We start from the raw sequence: 729 nt of genomic DNA on the forward strand, positions 1-729 counted from the left end.
TGTTGTGTGCCGAGTTGAGATTGAACGCAAGGTCGCCGATATGATACGCGACGACCTCGGGATCGACGAGCAGTTGAACGAACCGCTCCATCCCGAAGCCTTTGCCGAAGTACTCGTCGGCCGAGCCTTCCCACAGCATCGCCCAGATCGACAACCGTCCGGTGGTGTTCGCCAGCTCGTCGACCGGTTTTCCGAGCATATGGCTCACCAGATCGATGATCTCGGGGAACTGTGCCGGTGCGATGAGGAACACGACATCGAAGGTGAGCAGCGCCGCGAGCATCAGCGAGCCCAGGACCCGGATCGCCAAGCTCCTCCCGACGATCAGCGGGACGCAGAGGCACGACAGCAGAGCCGCGGTCGACGACGCGGAGCCGGCCAGGATGAAGGCCAAGAGCGCCACGCCGAACAACACGACGACATGCCACACGACGACATGCCACCCGACGTCATGCCACCCCCGGGCACAGCCGAACAGGAAGATGATGTTGAATGCGCTGATCGTCGGCAGGACATTGTCCTTCATCGCGGAGAAAAGCCAGAGTTGTGACACGTTCGCGGCGATCTCCGGAAGCTTGAGCGCCCAATAGGCGATGATCCACAACGTGAAGAACGCGATGTACTGCCCGACGCTCTTCATGTTCCAGAAGACCGCGATGGCGAGAGCGACGAACGTCGCGAGCTCGAACAGCTTGAAGAGCGAATACAGCGGCAAGTACGAATAAGCGC

The 729-nt window shown here is 60.5% G+C and carries 1 protein-coding gene; it reads right to left on the reverse strand.

All coding sequences use genetic code 11. The annotated features are described in order from the left end of the window. On the reverse strand, positions 1 to 715 hold a 715-nt coding region (locus ABTU92_RS30620; protein WP_408095286.1), incomplete at its 3' end, for a hypothetical protein. Positions 716 to 729: the final 14 nt, after the last annotated feature.

The organism is Rhodoplanes sp. SY1 (assembly GCF_046000175.1).
Taxonomy (GTDB): Bacteria; Pseudomonadota; Alphaproteobacteria; order Rhizobiales; family Xanthobacteraceae; genus Rhodoplanes.